Source organism: Flagellimonas pacifica (genome assembly GCF_900215465.1).
Lineage (GTDB): Bacteria > Bacteroidota > Bacteroidia > Flavobacteriales > Flavobacteriaceae > Flagellimonas > Flagellimonas pacifica.
On the sequence record NZ_OBEH01000002.1, the window covers coordinates 495,554 to 513,564 of the forward strand.

The window sequence follows — 18,011 nt, forward strand, 5'->3', positions numbered from 1 at the left end:
CGGATAAATCCAACTACGGGGTAAACAACTAACCAACCTAAAAACTATCTTTATTGCACTCGTCTAGAGCTTCTTGATCTAGTACCTGAGTTGCTACTTCTTTTATAATTTGTGTTTCCACTTCTCTTAACAGTAGTCTTTGTACTTCTGGAAACCGTTCTTTTGGGAGCACTGCTTCTACTTGCTACCGATCTACCTGTACTTTTTCTGGCCTGCGGCTTTCTGTAGGTACTTGAGGTACTTCTAGTAACAGTTCTACTTCTTGGGGTAGAGGTTACTTCTCGTTTTGTGACTGTTCGGCTATTTGGCCTTTTTGTCACCTGCTTTTGGGTAACGGTTCTACCATTGTTATTACTTCTCGAAGCTGTACTTCCTCTTCTGTAATCACTTTGTTTAACAGTTCTGCTACTTGGTTTACGTGTCACTTGTCTTTGTGTAACAGTTCTACCATTGTTGTTACTTCGTGAAGCAGTGCTTCCTCTTCTGTAATCACTTTGCTTTATAGTTCTACCAGTGCTATTATTATTTCTTCTCACTTTGTTGTTGGAACGACTTACTGTATTTCCTTTTCTATAATCATTATGTCCAACACTTCTATTACTTCTTCCATAATTGCTTCCATCTCTTCTAACACTATGGTTGCGTCTGGATACTCTTTTGTCATTTCTATAGATATTATCTCTTCTGTAATGTCTGTCGTTTCTGTATGTTTTACCAACAGAGGCATAACTTCTTCTATAGTTATTCCTATAGGGTCTGTAATAGGTATATCTAATTGGTCTGTAATATCTTCTATATGGTCTAGTATATACATTACAATAAGATACAGCTGGTCTTACAAAGTACCTATGGAAAGGTCTATACGCATAATGTCTGTTATAAATGTTGATATATCCGGTACAATGGCTAAAAGCACCGCCATTATAGAAAACATTTAGTCCACCAACTCTGCGAACACGACCATTTCGGTACCAAACGTCTACGTCTCCTATTTGAGAAACACGTCCGTAATAGTCATAATAGACAGGAATATTTTCTACTTGAACTATTGCTCCATAGTCGTCATACTGTACATAAGGATTATAGTTGTATCCTGAGTTGAAGGTGATGCCCACATTGCCAATTCTGGCTCCGACACCAACATTTACTTGATTATCAATGTAAAAATCGAACTCACCATCTGGGTATACTGAAAAAGTTACCCCATTCTCTACAAAGATGAATGAGTTCCCGTATCGATAAGCACTATTGATAAATGATCTATCTTCTATTTTGGCTGCATGGATGCTTGGAGCACCCAACAGAACTGCTGCTATAATGAGTACTAACTTTTTCATACTATAGGGTTTTAAATTCTGAATGCAATTATTTACATTCCGAAAAGTAAATACCAAACAGCGTGCCAAAAAAACCTGAATAAACGTAAATAACTGCTTATTAGTGTATTAAAAATTAATCCTTTATGATGAACATTGATCTTCGGTTGAGTTGGTGATCTTCTTCAGGACATTTTATCCCGTTTGAACAATTGTTTAATAATTGTGTTTCCCCGTATCCTTTGGCAGATAACCTCTTTCTATCAATTCCTTTGTTGATAAACCATTTCATTGTGGTTTGAGCTCTTCTTGAAGATAACCTCATATTAAATGCACTGCTAGACCTTGAGTCGGTATGTGACTCTATATGTATTTTTAGCTGAGGATATTCCTTTAATGCTTCAAGAATCTTAGCTAATTCAACTTCAGCATCTTTTCTTATATGATATTTACCGTAATCAAAATAAATTGGTTGAAGATTTAATCTGCACCCAAGATCATCAACGGCACAATCTGGTGGGGTCAATTCTAAATTTAACTCTAAGGTATGTGATCCACGAGGTGTTATAATGTTTTTTTCAGCAGGTATATATTCTTTACTGTCGTTTTCTGCCCGTAGAGCATATGGTTTGCCGCACTCAGCGAGATCTCTAAATATGTAAGCGCCATTTTTATCTGTAATTGCTTGAGAAATTACCTTATTGTTTTCATTGAGCAGGGTTACTATCGATTTGTCTAGGGGCATTTTGGTTTTTGCATCCGTGACTATTCCTTCAATGTTGATAATTCCACATTTTTCCCAAACTCTGTAAATATCATCAGAAATACTTCCTTCGTCCCCATCTCTATTGGAAGAGAGGTATCCTATTTGTTTCTCTTCATTAATAATGAATCCAAAATCGTCTTTATTGGTGTTTATGGGTTGTTTCAAGTTTGTAACTTCAATAAACTCACCTTTTCTATCCAATGAAATGGTAAAAATGTCCAATCCACCCAATCCAAGATGTCCATCACTTGAAAAGTATAGATTGTTGTTTTCACTAACGTATGGAAAAGTTTCCCGAGCTTCAGTATTAATTTCTGGTCCTAGGTTAATCGGGGTTCCGTAAGTTTCAGAATTTGCAATTTTTACATACCATATATCAGATTCGCCCAAGGTACCTGCCATGTTGGAGGAGAAATATAAACGGGTTTCGTCCGGACTTAATGCAGGATGTGCTACCGAATATGAATCGTTGTTAAAGGGCAGTTCCTTGACATTGGTCCACAATCCTCCATCATTTTTTTCAGCCCTATAGATTTTAAGTGTTACAAGCTTTTCTTTGTTTTGTTTTCTTTTACCATTGATATAGTTATTTCTTGTAAAGTATATTGTTTTACCATCCTTTGTGAATGCTGCAGTAGATTCATGGTATGGGGAGTTAATTTCTCCCTTAAGAGGTTCAGGATTGGTAATACCCCAATCTTCACTTATATCAGCTTCATATAAATCTACATATGGCAACCCGGACCAGTTATGAATTGCAGACCCTTCAGTTTCTTGTGATGAAGAGGCATATACAATTTTATCTTTAAAAAAGGATGGCCCAAAATCTGAACCTTTAAAAGATTTGGTGATATTCTCTACTTCAAATTTTTTGGATTGAAACTTGACTAGGCTATCCAAAGATGGATAACTATCCACATAAATTTCAGCTATTCTTGAAGTTGAAGATTTCTCTGCATATTTTCCCATGATCTTTTTGGATTCATGGTATTCACCAATACTTTTAAGGCTTTGTGCAGCTCTGTGATAGTACACAGGTTCCATTTCATTTGGATACTTTTCCATTAGCTCCTTGTACCATTTAACGGCATCTATATAGTCACTGTTAAAATAATAGGTGTCTCCCAATTTTTTAAAGATTTGGGCAGATTCATATCCATTTTCAACTACTTTGAGATATATTTCTCTTGCATTGATAAAGTCATAAGTATCAAATTCTTTATTTGCCTTTTTGATAACGCTTGATTGTGCGTAAATCAAATTTACGGATAATGCTATTATAGTGATTATAAGTAATGTTCGAGGTAATGTATTGTTCATATTAGAAAAATCTAGGAGCTACAATTTTTTCAGATTGGTTAAAAATGTCAAATCGGAGGAATACTTCATAGGAGCCATTACTATAATCTTCAATTGCTGTTGATTGATAATCATAACCGACACCAGCAAAAATGCTGTTTGAAATTTGAAACCCTAAAAGGCCGCTTATAGAAGCGTTCCATCTATAGGATGCACCTATAACAAACTTCTCATTGAACATGAAATTAGCCGACAAGTCCCATTGAATGGGAGCACCACTTACCAGCCTCCATAAGGTTGCTGGCTTTAATTTTATGTTGGGACTTAAATCAAACACATAACCTGCAATAAAAAAATAGTGTAATCTTTCAACCACGATACCATCAATATTTTCATCCACTAATGATTGTTCATCATAGTGCTGAGTGGAAAGAAAATTCGGAACTGAAACTCCAGTATAGAAATTTTGAGTATTGTAATAGATTCCGGCGCCTACTTGTGGTTGTATTTTGGAGTCAACATTATTCTGAAAGAAAGGATCGTTGGGGTTGAACAGGTTAATCTTTGAATAATCAACATCTAACATGTCAACCCCTGCTTTTAATCCAAATGAAAGTTTGCTCACATTTCTTCTGGCCAAATGTAGCGAGTATGCTATGTCAATAGCCGCATTAGATTCTATGGCTGGTCCTATTTGATCATGCACTATAGAGGCTCCTATCCCCATATTATCATAGAATCCAACAGGAAGATTAACAGTAAAAGTCCCTGTTTTTGGAGAACCTTCAAGATCCACCCATTGGTAACGGCCCAATAAACCAAGACTCAAGGTTTCTCTTGAGCCAGCATAAGCTGGATTTATTATCTGTGTGTTATACATGTATTGTGTGTATTGTGGACTTTGTTGGGCAGAGATTAGAGAAATCATTCCAAAAAAGAGCACACTGAGAGCTAGTTTTTTCACTATGATATTTATTGATCTTTGAACAAAAAGATTTGATTTTTTCATTGATAAGGAGGAGGTTTGCCGTTCTAATTGTTATTGATGTATAAGTATCCTGAATAGCTGGCCTCACCTGGATTTTCATTAGGAAATTCTAGTATGTAGAAATAAGTGCCACTTGGTAGTTCTTTTTCCTTGGAAACCGTTGCATTACCCTCAGAAATACCCCTGAACAATTTATTTCCAATCCCATAACCTTCTACTTCGTAGACCGTTGCTCCCCATCTATTATATACCCTAAACACATTGTTTGGATAGTTTTCAATACCATTTATTTGGAAATAATCGTTTATCCCATCACCGTTTGGTGAAATACCTGTGAAAATCTCAAAATCAATACTTGTGGTTCCATAGCCACAAACATCACCGACAAACACAATTGTTGGGTCATTTTCATTATAACTGTCATTGTCTGACATATCGGATACCTCTAGATTAACATCTGTTGTTTGGGCAAAAACGGTTGCTTGGTTCTCAAGCAGATCTTGGGCAATATCTTCGGCTTCTAATTGATATATTACATTGAATTCCCATTCTTCACCTATATCAATAAGGTTATTGCTGTTTTCATCACCTGATTCTGGGGTATTTATTGGGACATTGCTCAATAATTCATCTACTAAAGTTGTAAGCTGAAGAGGAGTGCCCCCTAGGTTTGCAATTTTAAAATTGTACCTGATCGCATCTGCGCACTCGTCATTGTCTTGATCTATAAGGAAGCCGGTTTTGATAAGGCCTATTGACGCAGAAGGAATTTCACAGCTGCCACCTACAGATATGGTTGTAGCATCATCTTCTTGGTTACTGTTGTTGTCTGATAAATCTGAGACCTCAACATTTGTCAGAGTTTCAGCAGTTACAGAAGCTTGGTTGGATACCACATTGGCATTTAGATCTTGATCAGTAATGCCATAATGTGCTTCGTAAACCCACGTTTCACCCGGAAATAGGATTCCATCATTATTAATATCACTTTCTAAAACTAGATTGGATATAGAGCCATTTAATAAATCATCACTCACCACAATGTTTATCAAATCCTCGTTCCCAATATTTGTGACATAAAATGTATAGAGAATACTTTCGTTGCAACCGTCTTGGTCAATATCTGAAAGACTAGCTTGTTTGATAAGACCAATTCCTGGGTTTTGACAGCTTACAAGGTCAATATCTGTTGGTCTGTTCTGGTCAATTTCTAGGAAATCTGACAAATCTGTCACTACCAAATTAAGTTGGCCTACTATGTTAGCCGTAACTTGAGCCTGGTTGGATACAGAGCCAATAGTTATGTCTGTTGCTGTAAGATTATAGGTTGCAGTAAATTCCCAACTCTCATTGGAATCCAATTCACCATCGTTGTCAGTATCCCCCTCAGGGCCCACAATGGTAATGGTGGGGTGGTCAAGATCTACCAACACCACATTTTCCAAAGCTTGGTCATTTCCGGTAGTGTTGGTGACTGTAAAAGTATATTCAATGGTATCACAACCACCATTTACCAGTTCACCTGTTTTTATAAGTGCAATTCCCGCCGCCCCGGCGCTACAGTGTGATAAATCAATGATTGTTGGGTCATCCTCAGTTGGGCTGTCGTTGTCCGATAGATCGGAAACGCTGACACCAGGCTGTCCAATTACATCGGCGGTGACAGTTGCTTGATTGGTGACCTGGGCATTGTCTATGTCTTGTTGTAGTATTGCGTAAGTTGCGCTGTAAATCCATATTTCACCGGAATCCATTTGGTTATTATTGTTATCGTCTCCCGAGTCAGGTCCTGAAACTATTCCCCCTAACAAAGGATCGGTGAGGACAACGTTATTGAAGACATCTAGTGCATCTTGATTGGTTACCTCGAAAGTATATAGTATTTCCTCGCATCCAAGTCCACCCATGGCGTCTAATGCACTGCCCGTCTTAATCAATGAAATACTGGGGGTTGATGGAGTGCAATGGGATAGGTCTATAATTGTTGGGTCATCCTCAGCGAAAGTGTTATCATCTGACAAATCAGAGACAGATGCTCCAGGCTGTCCAATTACATCGGCGGTAACGGTTGCCTGATTGGTGACCTGCGTATTGTTTATGTCTTGTTGTTGTATTGTGTAAGTTGCGCTGTAAATCCATATCTCACCGGGATCCATTTGGTTATTATTGTTATCGTCTCCCGAGTTAGGCCCTGAAATAACACCTCCTAATAATGGATCCGTGAGAACAATATTGTCGAAACCTTCCAATGAACCATTGTTGGTTACCTCGAAAGTATATAGTATTTCCTCACATCCAAGTCCGCCCAAGGCATCTATTGCACTGCCTGTCTTTATGAGCGCGATATTTGGAATTGTAGGGGTACAGTGTGATAGGTCAATTACAGTGGGATCATCTTCCGTGATACTATTGTCATCGGAAAGATCTGATTCCGATACTCCTGGCTGTGTTGTTACATCTGCGGTCACCATGGCTTGGTTGGTGACCTGTGTATTGATGATGTCCTGTTGTGTAATGGTGTATGTTGCACTGTATACCCATGTTTCTCCTGGATCCAATTGGTTGTTGCTGTTGTTGTCTCCTGAGTCAGGCCCTGAAATAGCTCCACCTAGCAATGGATCGGTAAGGACAACATTATCAAAAGTTTCCTGTGCGCCTTGGTTGGTCACTTCAAATAAATATAGTATTTCCTCACAACCGAGTCCTCCTACAGCATCCAAAGCACTCCCGGTTTTTATAAGTGATAAGCGAGAAGGGCAGTTAGCTAAACTTACTACAGTTGGATCGTCTTCGGTAATACTGTCATCATCTGAAAGGTCAGATACCGTTGCGCCCGGTTGCCCTATCACATTAGCAGTTACAGTAGCCTGATTGGTTACCTGTCCATTGTTGATGTCTTGTTGGGTGATAAAATAGGTGACGATATACATCCAGGTTTCATTGACGTCCAATTGCCCATCATTGTCATCATCACCAGATATTGGGCCTGGTATTACTCCTCCTAATAGTGGATCATTAATAATCACATTTGTCAAGGCTATATTCCCTTGATTGGACACTTCAAATTCATAAAAAATTTCGTCACAACTTGAGCCATCACCAGTCTTTTTTATTAGTGATATACCGGACTGACAGTGTGCAAGACTTACAACGGTAGGGTCATCTTCGGTCGGGCTATCATCATCCGATAGGTCGAATGCTGAAATTCCTGGATGGTTAACTGCATCTGCGGTCACCGTGGCCTGATTTGAGACCTGTCCATTATCTATATCCTGTTGGAGTATAGTATATGTTGCAATGTACATCCAAGTCTCTCCTGGATCCAGTTGGGCATTGTTGTTATCATCTCCGGAATCTGGTCCGGGAATGGTTCCTCCAAGAAGTGGGTCGGTCAGGACAACATTGTTAAACGCTTCCAGAGTACCTTGATTGGTTACCTCAAATTGGTATAATATTTCTTCGCAACCAAGGCCACCCACAGCATCTAGTGCACTCCCTGTCTTTACCAAGGAAACAATATTGGGGTTACATTGGAGTAAACTTGTGGTAGTTGGGTCATCTTCTGTGGCACTGTTGTTATCAGAGAGATCGGTAATTGTTAATCCAGGTTCACTTAAGACATCAACTGTAATTGTTGCCTGATTGGTGACCTGAGTATTATCAATATCTTGCTGTAGAATGGCATAAACAGCACTATATGTCCATGTCTCCCCAGGGTCAATTTGGTTGTTATTGTTATTGTCACCAGAGTCTGGGCCAGGCAGTTCACCGCCAAGCAAAGGATCTTTAAGAATTGGATTACCAAATGCGTTAAAATTGGTAAGGTTTGTTGCTTCAAAAATATAGTGAATCTCCTCACATCCTGGATTACCCAAAGCATCTAACGCTGTACCGGTCTTGATCAAGGAGATATTGGGAATGCATTCAACGATATTTGTTATTGTGGGACCATCCTCTGTATGGCTAATGTCATCAGAAAAATCAAAGGCCGTGATGCCTGGTTGGCCTACCACAGGAGCTAAAACCGAAGCTTGGTTTACTATCTCCTCGTTGGCTAAATCCTGAGCAGTTATGTCATATGCTTTAAAGAAAGTCCATATTTCTCCAGGATCAATTAGGTTATTATCGTTATCATCACCAGATATAAAGCTTGGTTTTGCACCAGTGAACAGTGGTGATGTAATAAGGGGGGTATCCAATACGGCCGTAGCACTTTGATTGATCACTTCGAATTCATAAAAGAGTTCATCACAGCTTGAACCATCTACTGTTCTCATGACCATTGAAATAATATTGGGAGTGCATTGTGCTAGGTCAGTTACAGTGGGGTCATCTTCAAATTCGCTGTTGTCATCTGAAAGATCTGATACGGTTAAACTTGGTTGGCCATCCAATTCGGCATTGACCGTAACTTGGTTGTTTAAGCTACCCATATTAAAATCTCCACTATTTAAGTTCCTTGAAGCGTTATATTGCCATGATTCACCCGCATCAAAAAGGCCATTGTTGTTTAAGTCCCCAATATTTGGGTTGCTCCCAGTAAACGTTAGATTAGGGTCAAGGTTGGTTATGACGACATTAGTATAGGATTCATTGGCGTTATTTGTATTTCGAACGGTTAGGCTGTATTCAATAGTTGCACAGCCTGGAGAATTATCCTGAAAATCCTTTGTTTCAGAAACTAATATTGCCCCAATTCTTCTGCATGATGAAATATCCACAATTGTTGGGTCATCTTCATTGGGCAAAGCATCATCTGAAAGGTCAAATGTTGTCACACCGGGTTGACCCACAACTTCACTGGTTACCCGTACCTGATTTTGAATTGTAGGTTGAGCAAGGTCTGTTGGACTTAGGCTTTTAGTGGCGTTGAGTTGCCATGATTCACCTGCATCTAGAACACCATTGTTATTGTTATCTCCAGACACAGGAGCAAGATTAGCTACGAATGAAGGGTCATTTATGTCAATTGCCTCTATTACATCAAGGGATTCACTGTTTGTACTTGCATTTCTTATTAAAATGGTATAATCTATTGCCGAACAATCCCCATTTAAGGTTCCATTCATAACCACAGCAATGTTGGGTACATAGTTGGGTGAAACCTTGGAGCTAGAATTATCATCGGAGATTTTTGAATCAATGAAATCTATAGATGTATCTTCAAGCCAACTTTTATTTATAGCCTCATTATGGGTGAAACCCAAAAAGCCAATGAATAGAATAGTGCACGCAGCTGGATTTTTGAAGATTGTCAATTTTGGCAAAGAAAAAAGTAAAACTTTCTGCATATGCAAGTGTTATTAAGTTTTAGATTTGGGGTTGATCTGCACAAGGCTATTAGCCAAGAATACTTAAGTTGAGTATTCAAACTTTGAATGATTTTCTCCGCGTAATGATTAAGGATAAATCTTTTGTCAAAAATTGATACACCCAAATGAACTATATTCAATTAGTTGTCAATCTGCAATCTTAAAAAGATATTGGGTTTTAAAAGAGGTAGGATTTATGGATGAGGGATATGAATTGACGGATGAATCAAAGCGATATGAAAAATAAGTACTTTGGCTTCTTAAATTTTAAGTAATTTCTTACTTTTTGAATAATCTCTACAGAAGAAGTATAGCTCATCTACAAGTAGATAGAAACTTTAATCTCTAATAGGTTGGGTAAGAGACTAATTGATTTTATATTTTCATTGTTAGATATTTGGCTGTATGCGATTCCTTATTTTTGATTAGTTCCTCAGGAGTTCCTTCGGCAACCAGATACCCGCCATTTTCACCACCTTCAGGACCCAAGTCAATGATATAGTCCGCACATTTAATCAATTCAATATTGTGTTCAATTACAATGACGGAATGTCCTTTGGCAATCAACTCATCAAAAGACTTTAATAGTTTTTTGATGTCGTGGAAGTGGAGTCCGGTGGTAGGTTCATCAAAGATGAACAAAGCTTTTTCTTTGGTATTTCCTTTTACTAAAAACGAAGCAAGTTTAATTCGTTGTGCTTCTCCACCTGAAAGGGTAGAAGAGGATTGCCCTAAAGTGACATAGCCTAAGCCAACATCCTGTAAGGGTTTTAATTTGTTGATTATTTTATGTTGTTCGTGGGTTCTAAAATGATCAACGGCCTCATCAATGGTCAAATTAAGAATATCATCAATGTTCTTTCCTTGAAACTGAACTTCCAGGATTTCTTTTTTAAAGCGTTTGCCATTGCATACATCACATTCTAAATGTACATCGGCCATAAATTGCATTTCTACCGTAATCTCTCCTTCACCCTTACATTTTTCACAACGCCCACCATCAACATTGAAGGAAAAGTGTTTGGCCTGATAGCCACGAAGCTTACTCAATTTTTGAGAAGCAAAAAGAGCGCGGATATCATCATAGGCCTTTATATAGGTTACAGGGTTGGAACGTGAAGACCTGCCAATAGGATTTTGGTCTACAAACTCTACATGTTTAATATGGGCATATTTACCTTCTACTTTGGTAAATTGCCCAGCTTTTTCGCCATACCCCCCCACTTCTTTTAAAAGAGTAGGATACAATATTTTTTTTACCAAGGTACTTTTACCACTTCCAGATACTCCGGTAATTACAGTTAGCATATTCAGTGGAAAGGTTGCATTGATATTTTTGAGATTGTTTTCCCTTGCTCCTATAATCTGAATATGATTTTTAGAATTTCGTCTTTCCGGGGGCACTGCAATCTCTTTGCTTCCATTTAAATAATCTGCTGTTAAGGAATTGGCCTTCAGTATTTGGTCCAGACTTCCTGTTGCAACCACTTCACCACCCAAGGTTCCAGCTTCAGGGCCTATATCAATGACTTCATCAGCGGCTTTCATAATATCTTCATCATGTTCTACCACAATAACCGTATTACCTAAATCACGGAGGGATAATAATACTTCAATCAAATTTTCCGTATCCCTGGGATGGAGTCCAATGCTGGGTTCGTCTAAAATATACATGGAACCTACCAAACTACTACCTAAAGAAGTAGCGAGATTGATACGCTGACTTTCTCCTCCAGATAAGGTGTTCGATTTTCTGTTTAGGGTGAGATAGCTCAACCCAACTTTGCTCAAAAAATCCAATCGTGTGGTGATTTCTTTCAGTAATCGCTTTGCGATGGTGTTATCATGCTCTGACAATTGCAGTCCTTCAAAGAAAGGACCCAACTTTTTGATGGGAAGCTCAATCAAGTCAGAAATAGAGTGACCGCCCACTTTTACATAATCAGCTTCTTTACGTAACCGTTTTCCCCGGCATACGGTACATTTGGTTTTTCCGCGGTAGCGGGATAGCATGACCCTGTTCTGAATTTTATAGCTCTTTTCTTCCAGCTGTTGAAAAAAAGCATGGATACCCATAAAATGTTCATTACCATCCCAAACCAATTGTTTTTGTTCATCGGTAAGTTCAAACCAAGGTTTGTGGATGGGGAAATCAAATTTATAGGCAGAGTTGACCAATTGATCTCTGTACCAGCCCATACTTTCTCCCCGCCATGGGAAAATAGCATTTTCAAAAACAGATAGAGCAGTGTTTGGCACCACCAAATCTTCATCTATACCTATAACATCTCCATAGCCTTCGCATTTGGGACATGCTCCATAAGGATTGTTAAAACTGAACAAGTGTACGTTGGGTTCTAAAAACTTTAATCCATCCAATTCAAACTGGTTGCTAAAGTTCTTGATTTCACTGCTTTCCAAATTTTCAATAGTGCATTGTCCTTTTCCCTCAAAAAAGGCATTATCCACAGCATTGGCCAAGCGGTTATAAAAATCTTCATCATCCTTTATCACAATTCTGTCCACAACCAGATCAAACTCCTTGCCTATATCCTTGGGTGCCTTATCAATTCTTAGTACCTCCCCTTTATATTTGATACGAGCATAGCCCTGCTTTGAAAAAAGCTCCAAGGATTTTAAGGAATCCCTCTCTTCTTTTATGGCTATAGGAGCCAACAAAAGGAGTTTGGTTCCTTCTTCTAAAGGTTTTATATAATTAATGACGTCGGTTACCGTATTTTTTTTGACCTCATTCCCAGAAATAGGAGATAGGGTTTTACCAATTCGCGCATAAAGCAGTTTTAAATAGTCATATATTTCTGTAGTTGTGCCTACGGTGGACCTTGGATTGGTGGAATTTACTTTTTGCTCTATGGCAATGGCCGGAGCTATACCTTTTATATAATCAACTTTTGGCTTGTCCAATTTTCCCAAAAACTGTCTTGCATACGAGGATAGACTCTCTACATATCGTCTTTGACCCTCAGCATACAAAGTATCGAATGCAAGACTTGACTTCCCAGAACCGGAAAGTCCAGTAATGACCACCAACTTATTCCTCGGGATTACAACATCTATATTCTTCAGATTATGAAGCTTAGCACCCTTTATGATAATATTTTGCTTGGGATCTGCGTTCTTGATAGTGGTCATATGTTAAAATTTGCGTTTCAAAGATACGCTACCCCACACTTAATACGTATATTGTATCAGTTAACATCGGAAAATGCCCAAATCACAACATAGTTTTTTTACGGGCATACTGTTTTTCTATATTTGATGTGTAATTAAAAAGCTGATAGGCCTATACAGAAATAATTACTTTTTTAAAATTAAGCTTACAACACTAAGCCTTTCTTAGCAGAAGGGAGGCTAATAATTTTAACCAAAAAAGTAATTTGTATGGAACTACAGATTGACGACTCGATATTAGTAAAGAATTACATTGCCGGAGATGAAAAATGTTTAGAGGCACTCATCAATAGGCACAATCAAAGAATTTCCAGTTTTATTTATTCTAAAGTAATGGACAGAGATGTTGCAGAGGACATCTTTCAAGATACTTTTATCAAAGTAATTAAAACATTAAAAAGAGGTTCTTATAGTGAGGAAGGTAAATTTTTGCCATGGGTTATGCGAATTGCACACAACCTTATTATAGACCATTTCCGTAAAAACAAGAGAATGCCCAAGTTTGAGGGTAGTGATGACTTCAACATCTTCTCCGTTATAAAGGATGAAAAGCTAAATGCTGAAAAACAGATCATAAAAGATCAAATCGATAGTGATCTTACACTTTTGATAGAGGAATTGCCCGAAGATCAAAAGGAAGTGTTGATCATGCGAATCTATAAGGATATGAGTTTTAAGGAAATATCCGAAAACACTGGTGTTAGCATCAATACTGCTCTAGGAAGAATGCGTTATGCACTTATTAACCTAAGAAAAATAGTAGAACGCAATAATATCGTTTTAACGAATTAATCTGCATTCCATCGAACACAGCAATATTTCCATTTTAGTGGCGTTATCTAATTGTAACATTAATGCTAGAATATGGAAAACATTTACTCTGAAGAACAAAGAACCGTAAAAACGGTAAAAGCTAGACGAGAAACCATTGATTTCTTGCTTAGCTACTCTAAATCGATTAAAGTAGTTGATTACAAAAAGCACAAATTTGAAGTTACTTTAAACTAGAAGCTTCAAGAAAACACGAAAAGAGCCGCAATTAGCGGCTCTTTTTGTTTTTAAGATATTCGTTCAATACCGTTTTTCTTCCAATGGTTTTGGTAATGATGTCTTTTTCCAAATCCCAACCTCTTGCTGGAGAATACTCCCGGCCGTACCAAATAATCTGTAGGTGCAATTTGTTCCAAACTTCCTTTGGAAAAAGACGTTTGGCATCTTTTTCCGTCTGTACCACATTTTTGCCGTTACTGAATCCCCAACGGTACATGAGTCTATGAATATGGGTATCTACAGGAAAAGCTGGGATACCAAAGGCCTGCGAAACCACAACGCTGGCTGTTTTGTGACCAACGGCCGGTAATTCTTCCAACAGTTCAATCTCTTTGGGAACTTCTCCATTGTATTTTTCAATCAATATTTTAGACAGTCCGTAAATCCCTTTCGATTTCATTGGAGATAGCCCAACGGGTTTTATGATTTCCCTGATTTCATCCACCGTAAGTTTGATCATATCATACGGGTTATCAGCTTTTGCAAATAGGAGGGGAGTAATCTTATTGACCCTTACATCCGTGCTCTGAGCAGACAAAAGTACCGCAATCAATAAGGTGTAAGGGTCTTTATGGTCTAGGGGAATCGGAATTGTTGGATAAATTTCGTCCAAAGTCGTAAGTGTAAAATTTACCTTGTCCTGTTTCGTCATATTAAGTTAGCTTTGAATAAACTTTTAAAGCTTGAAAATACATGAATACACTGAAAATAGGAGATAAAGTACCAGAATTTTCTTCAATAGACCAAGACGGAAACACTATAAGCTTAAGTGATTATACTGGAAAAAAATTGGTAGTCTTTTTTTACCCTAGGGCAAGCACGCCCGGTTGCACTGCCGAAGCCTGTAATCTAAGGGACAATTATGAAGTATTGCAAGAGCAGGGATTTGAGCTTTTGGGCGTGAGCGCGGATTCCCCAAAAAAACAAAACAACTTTAGAAATAAATATAAGTTTCAATTCCCGTTATTGGCAGATGAGGACCATACTGTAATTAACACGTTTGGCGTTTGGGGACCAAAAAAGTTTATGGGTAGGGAATATGACGGTATACACCGTAAAACTTTTGTTATAGATGAAAATGGGGTAGTGGAAAGAGTGATAGATAAGGTTAAGACCAAAGACCACGCTGCACAATTGCTGAACTAACTTTATAAAAAAGGCGCTGGTTACAGCGCCTTTTTTATTTATGCCTCTTCTTTTTCTTTTTTAGTAAGTGCTTTTTTGGCAAACAACTGTTTTTCCTTGATCATTTCAGCAATTCCTTCAGGTAACATTTCTTCCCAACCTTCTTCTCCTTTGGTGATCTTTTTAAGAACATCCCGTGAAAAAATGTTCATGACATCAGGGTCATAATCAATAATATCCATCACTTTTCCATTGTATTTGAAGAACTTGTACAATTCTTTCATACGAGGGTGCACCTTCACATTGTTGCTTGTCATGATCTGCCCGGTGGCAGCATCCTTCATTGGATACAGATAAACTTTTAGATCTTTGAAGAACAATTTTCCAAAGGCTTCCAAAATACCTCCACTTAGATCACGATAGTATTTTTCATCAAAAACGTCTACTAAATTGTTGACTCCCATGGTCAAGCCAATTTTTGCTTTGGTGTAATTGTTAAAGTACTCCACCAATTTATAATATTCTTGGAAGTTGGATATCAACACAGTGTGTCCCAAAGAACTTAAAAGTTCTGCACGATCCATAAAATCCTGCTCATCAATTTCTCCGGCAGCCTTTAAGTTGGAAAGCGTTATTTCAAAAACAACTATGGTATTTTCATATTCAACGGTCTGCTCCCTTATAAAAATATCATACGATTTTTGGAACATGTCCATGTTTACCTTGGTCACTGGTCTAAAACTTCCACGGAGGGCAAGAATATTCTTTTTGTAAAGCACAGAGGCAGGCAGCAAATTATTTCCATCTGGACCAAACATCACGGCATCGGTCATATCATTCCTGATAAGCTGTAGGCTCATCAATCTATTATCAACATCTTTGAAATTGGGGCCCGTAAAATTGACCATGTCAATTTCAATCGTGTCTTTGTCAATGTGGTCGTAAAGATATTTTAATAATTTTTTGGGTTTATGGTACTTGAAAAATGCACCATAAATAAGATTAACGCCCAAGGTACCCAAAGTCTCTTGTTGTAATCTAGCTTCCGTTTGTTTAAAACGTACATGAAGCACAATTTCATCATACTCTTTTTGCTCTGGATCTAACTGAAACCGAATACCGATCCACCCATGGCCTTTGTATCGTTTTGAAAAATCAATAGTGGCTACCGTATTGGCATAAGAAAAAAACAGGTAGTCTGGATTGTTTTTGCGGCTTATCCGTTCCTCTACCAATCGCATTTCATGCTCCAGCATTGTTTTTAACCTAGCTTGGGTCACATACCTACCATCTTTTTCTGAACCGTAGATAGCATCACTGAAGGATTTGTCATAGGCACTCATGGCCTTTGCAATAGTACCGGAAGCACCGCCTGCCCTAAAAAACTGTCTGGCCGTTTCCTGACCTGCGCCAATCTCGGCGAAGGTGCCATAAATATTTGGATTAAGATTTATTCTTAGGGTTTTTGCCTTTATTGAAGGAATGTTTTCAAAAGCATTTTTGTTGCTGGATGCAGTGGACATAGCCTGAATTTTATAAAGACAAAGTTACACTCTTCATTAAATCTATTAAATAAATAAGTTATAATTTTGGATTTAATGGATGATGTGATGACCATTACTTTCTTAGGAACCGGAACCTCACAAGGTATCCCCGTAATTGGCAGCGATCATCCGGTGTGTCTGAGCAAGGACCCCAAAGACCAAAGACTTCGGGTCTCAGTAATGATTTCTTGGAGCGGTTACAATTATGTGATTGATTGTGGACCTGATTTTAGACAGCAAATGCTCAGAAACCCAATACCCAAATTAGATGGTATTCTTTTTACCCATGAACATGCGGACCATACAGCGGGAATAGATGATATTCGTCCTTTCTTCTTTAGGCAAGGTGATATCCCCATTTATGGACATGAAAGAGTGATCAATTCATTGATCAAGCGTTTCGATTATATTTTTGCGGATGGAAACAGATACCCCGGTGCACCAGCAGTAAAAGTGACACCTGTTGTTAACGGCTATACAATTCCATTGGGAAATTTAGAGGTCATTCCCATACAAGCCTTTCATAATAGGTTGCAAGTGTTTGGATATCGCTTTGGAGATTTTGCTTACCTAACCGATGTAAAAAGAGTGGATGACGGTGAGGTGAACAAAATTAAAGGAGTAAAAGCTTTGGTAATCAATGCATTGCGTATGGAGCCCCACCACTCCCATTTTAATTTGGAAGAAGCTTTGGAATTTGCCAACAAAGTTGGAGCTGAAAAAACCTATCTGACCCACATTAGCCATTTGCTTGGTTTTCATGAAGAAGTGGAAAAAAAACTGCCCAAGAATGTATTTTTGGCCTACGATAATTTACAGTTAAAGATTTAAAACCTATGAAGAGTAAAATTTTTCTATATCTATTTGTTTTTGCTGCGTTGATTGTCTTGTATCAATTTGTGAGTGCAAACAACATGCAAAAAAGCTTGAATGCCAATGTTGAGAAACTTAACACAGAAATAACCGGTCTAAAGGATTCCTTACAGCAAACACAGCTAAAAATTTTGGACATGCAATATTTTTCCTTGGAGAACAATGATGATGCCTTGGCCTATTATGATCATTTGAACTTAAAGGATCCAGTTAGATATATTGAGGATAAACTTTTGGAAACCAACGAAAAGAAGGGAAATAATCCATTGGTGCCCTATGACGGTATGGAAAGCGATTTTAAAATAAACAAGATCAAGGTTTTAAACCATAAATGGTTGTTGGCCGATTTTTCCGATGGAAAATACTGGGGAGACTTGGTCATTAAATACGAACTTAAGGACGATTTGGGAGTTGATTTTACTTTAATGGATCATTTGCTGTATACCAGAAGCAATTAAGGGACAGCAAATGCTGAACTATGGTTCCCTTTTTAAGCAGAAATTCCCGAACTTCACTTATCGTAGGATATAAATCATTGAAACGAAT

Annotated in this window: 12 protein-coding genes; 5 read left to right on the forward strand and 7 right to left on the reverse strand. The window is 38.1% G+C overall.

The genetic code is table 11. From position 1 onward, the window contains the following. Positions 1-50 precede the first annotated feature (50 nt). The 5 genes from CRO15_RS07860 to uvrA form a co-directional block, all read right to left on the reverse strand. Complete coding sequence (locus CRO15_RS07860; protein WP_097045254.1) at positions 51-1,337, reverse strand: hypothetical protein; 1,287 nt, start codon at positions 1,335-1,337, stop codon at positions 51-53. A gap of 115 nt (positions 1,338-1,452) precedes the next feature. After that, complete coding sequence (locus CRO15_RS07865; RefSeq protein WP_097045255.1) at positions 1,453-3,402, reverse strand: OmpA family protein; 1,950 nt, start codon at positions 3,400-3,402, stop codon at positions 1,453-1,455. Position 3,403: 1 nt separating this feature from the next. After that, positions 3,404-4,345 (reverse strand): PorP/SprF family type IX secretion system membrane protein, encoded by a 942-nt coding sequence (locus tag CRO15_RS07870; protein WP_243396929.1) that lies wholly within the window; start codon positions 4,343-4,345, stop codon positions 3,404-3,406. 68 nt (positions 4,346-4,413) lie between these two features. After that, a complete protein-coding gene (locus CRO15_RS07875) occupies positions 4,414-9,660 on the reverse strand; it encodes a gliding motility-associated C-terminal domain-containing protein (RefSeq protein ID WP_097045257.1) in 5,247 nt (1,748 codons plus the stop codon). Positions 9,661-10,056: 396 nt separating this feature from the next. Further along, a complete protein-coding gene (gene uvrA, locus CRO15_RS07880) occupies positions 10,057-12,834 on the reverse strand; it encodes an excinuclease ABC subunit UvrA (RefSeq protein WP_097045258.1) in 2,778 nt (925 codons plus the stop codon). Between the two features lie 249 nt (positions 12,835-13,083). Here uvrA and CRO15_RS07885 point away from each other — a divergent pair, with 249 nt between their 5' ends. Next, positions 13,084-13,665: an RNA polymerase sigma factor gene (locus tag CRO15_RS07885; RefSeq protein ID WP_097045259.1), complete on the forward strand. Its 582-nt coding sequence runs from the start codon at positions 13,084-13,086 to the stop codon at positions 13,663-13,665. Between the two features lie 72 nt (positions 13,666-13,737). After that, positions 13,738-13,881 (forward strand): hypothetical protein, encoded by a 144-nt coding sequence (locus CRO15_RS19750; protein ID WP_165769933.1) that lies wholly within the window; start codon positions 13,738-13,740, stop codon positions 13,879-13,881. A 31-nt stretch (positions 13,882-13,912) separates the two neighbouring features. Here the strand turns inward: CRO15_RS19750 and CRO15_RS07890 are convergent, their stop codons facing one another. Then, entirely contained in the window at positions 13,913-14,575 is a 663-nt protein-coding gene (locus tag CRO15_RS07890) for an endonuclease III domain-containing protein (RefSeq protein WP_097045260.1), read from the reverse strand. A gap of 41 nt (positions 14,576-14,616) precedes the next feature. On the opposite strand from CRO15_RS07890, the gene bcp reads away from it, so the two are divergent. Beyond that, positions 14,617-15,069, forward strand: coding sequence for a thioredoxin-dependent thiol peroxidase (bcp, locus tag CRO15_RS07895; protein WP_097045261.1), 453 nt, complete (start codon positions 14,617-14,619; stop codon positions 15,067-15,069). A gap of 38 nt (positions 15,070-15,107) precedes the next feature. On the opposite strand, the gene CRO15_RS07900 is transcribed toward bcp, so the two are convergent. Next, the gene (locus tag CRO15_RS07900; RefSeq protein WP_097045262.1) at positions 15,108-16,571 is read right to left on the reverse strand and encodes a nicotinate-nucleotide adenylyltransferase; all 1,464 of its coding nucleotides are present in this window, start codon (positions 16,569-16,571) and stop codon (positions 15,108-15,110) included. An 87-nt stretch (positions 16,572-16,658) separates the two neighbouring features. Between CRO15_RS07900 and CRO15_RS07905 the strand changes: the two genes are divergently transcribed. Together CRO15_RS07905 and CRO15_RS07910 are read left to right on the forward strand one after the other, a co-directional pair. Beyond that, positions 16,659-17,423 (forward strand): MBL fold metallo-hydrolase, encoded by a 765-nt coding sequence (locus CRO15_RS07905; RefSeq protein WP_097045618.1) that lies wholly within the window; start codon positions 16,659-16,661, stop codon positions 17,421-17,423. A gap of 5 nt (positions 17,424-17,428) precedes the next feature. Further along, positions 17,429-17,923 (forward strand): hydrolase, encoded by a 495-nt coding sequence (locus tag CRO15_RS07910; RefSeq protein ID WP_097045263.1) that lies wholly within the window; start codon positions 17,429-17,431, stop codon positions 17,921-17,923. The last annotated feature ends 88 nt before the right edge of the window (positions 17,924-18,011 follow it).

Bases quoted from the DNA above. Each gene is read 5' to 3' on its own strand.
- CRO15_RS07900 (WP_097045262.1), bottom strand. From the start codon at position 16,571: ATGTCCACTGCATCCAGCAACAAAAATGCTTTTGAAAACATTCCTTCA.
- bcp (WP_097045261.1), top strand. From the start codon at position 14,617: ATGAATACACTGAAAATAGGAGATAAAGTACCAGAATTTTCTTCAATA.
- CRO15_RS19750 (WP_165769933.1), top strand. From the start codon at position 13,738: ATGGAAAACATTTACTCTGAAGAACAAAGAACCGTAAAAACGGTAAAA.
- CRO15_RS07905 (WP_097045618.1), top strand. From the start codon at position 16,659: ATGACCATTACTTTCTTAGGAACCGGAACCTCACAAGGTATCCCCGTA.
- CRO15_RS07875 (WP_097045257.1), bottom strand. From the start codon at position 9,660: ATGCAGAAAGTTTTACTTTTTTCTTTGCCAAAATTGACAATCTTCAAA.
- CRO15_RS07890 (WP_097045260.1), bottom strand. From the start codon at position 14,575: ATGACGAAACAGGACAAGGTAAATTTTACACTTACGACTTTGGACGAA.
- uvrA (WP_097045258.1), bottom strand. From the start codon at position 12,834: ATGACCACTATCAAGAACGCAGATCCCAAGCAAAATATTATCATAAAG.
- CRO15_RS07910 (WP_097045263.1), top strand. From the start codon at position 17,429: ATGAAGAGTAAAATTTTTCTATATCTATTTGTTTTTGCTGCGTTGATT.
- CRO15_RS07865 (WP_097045255.1), bottom strand. From the start codon at position 3,402: ATGAACAATACATTACCTCGAACATTACTTATAATCACTATAATAGCA.
- CRO15_RS07885 (WP_097045259.1), top strand. From the start codon at position 13,084: ATGGAACTACAGATTGACGACTCGATATTAGTAAAGAATTACATTGCC.
- CRO15_RS07860 (WP_097045254.1), bottom strand. From the start codon at position 1,337: ATGAAAAAGTTAGTACTCATTATAGCAGCAGTTCTGTTGGGTGCTCCA.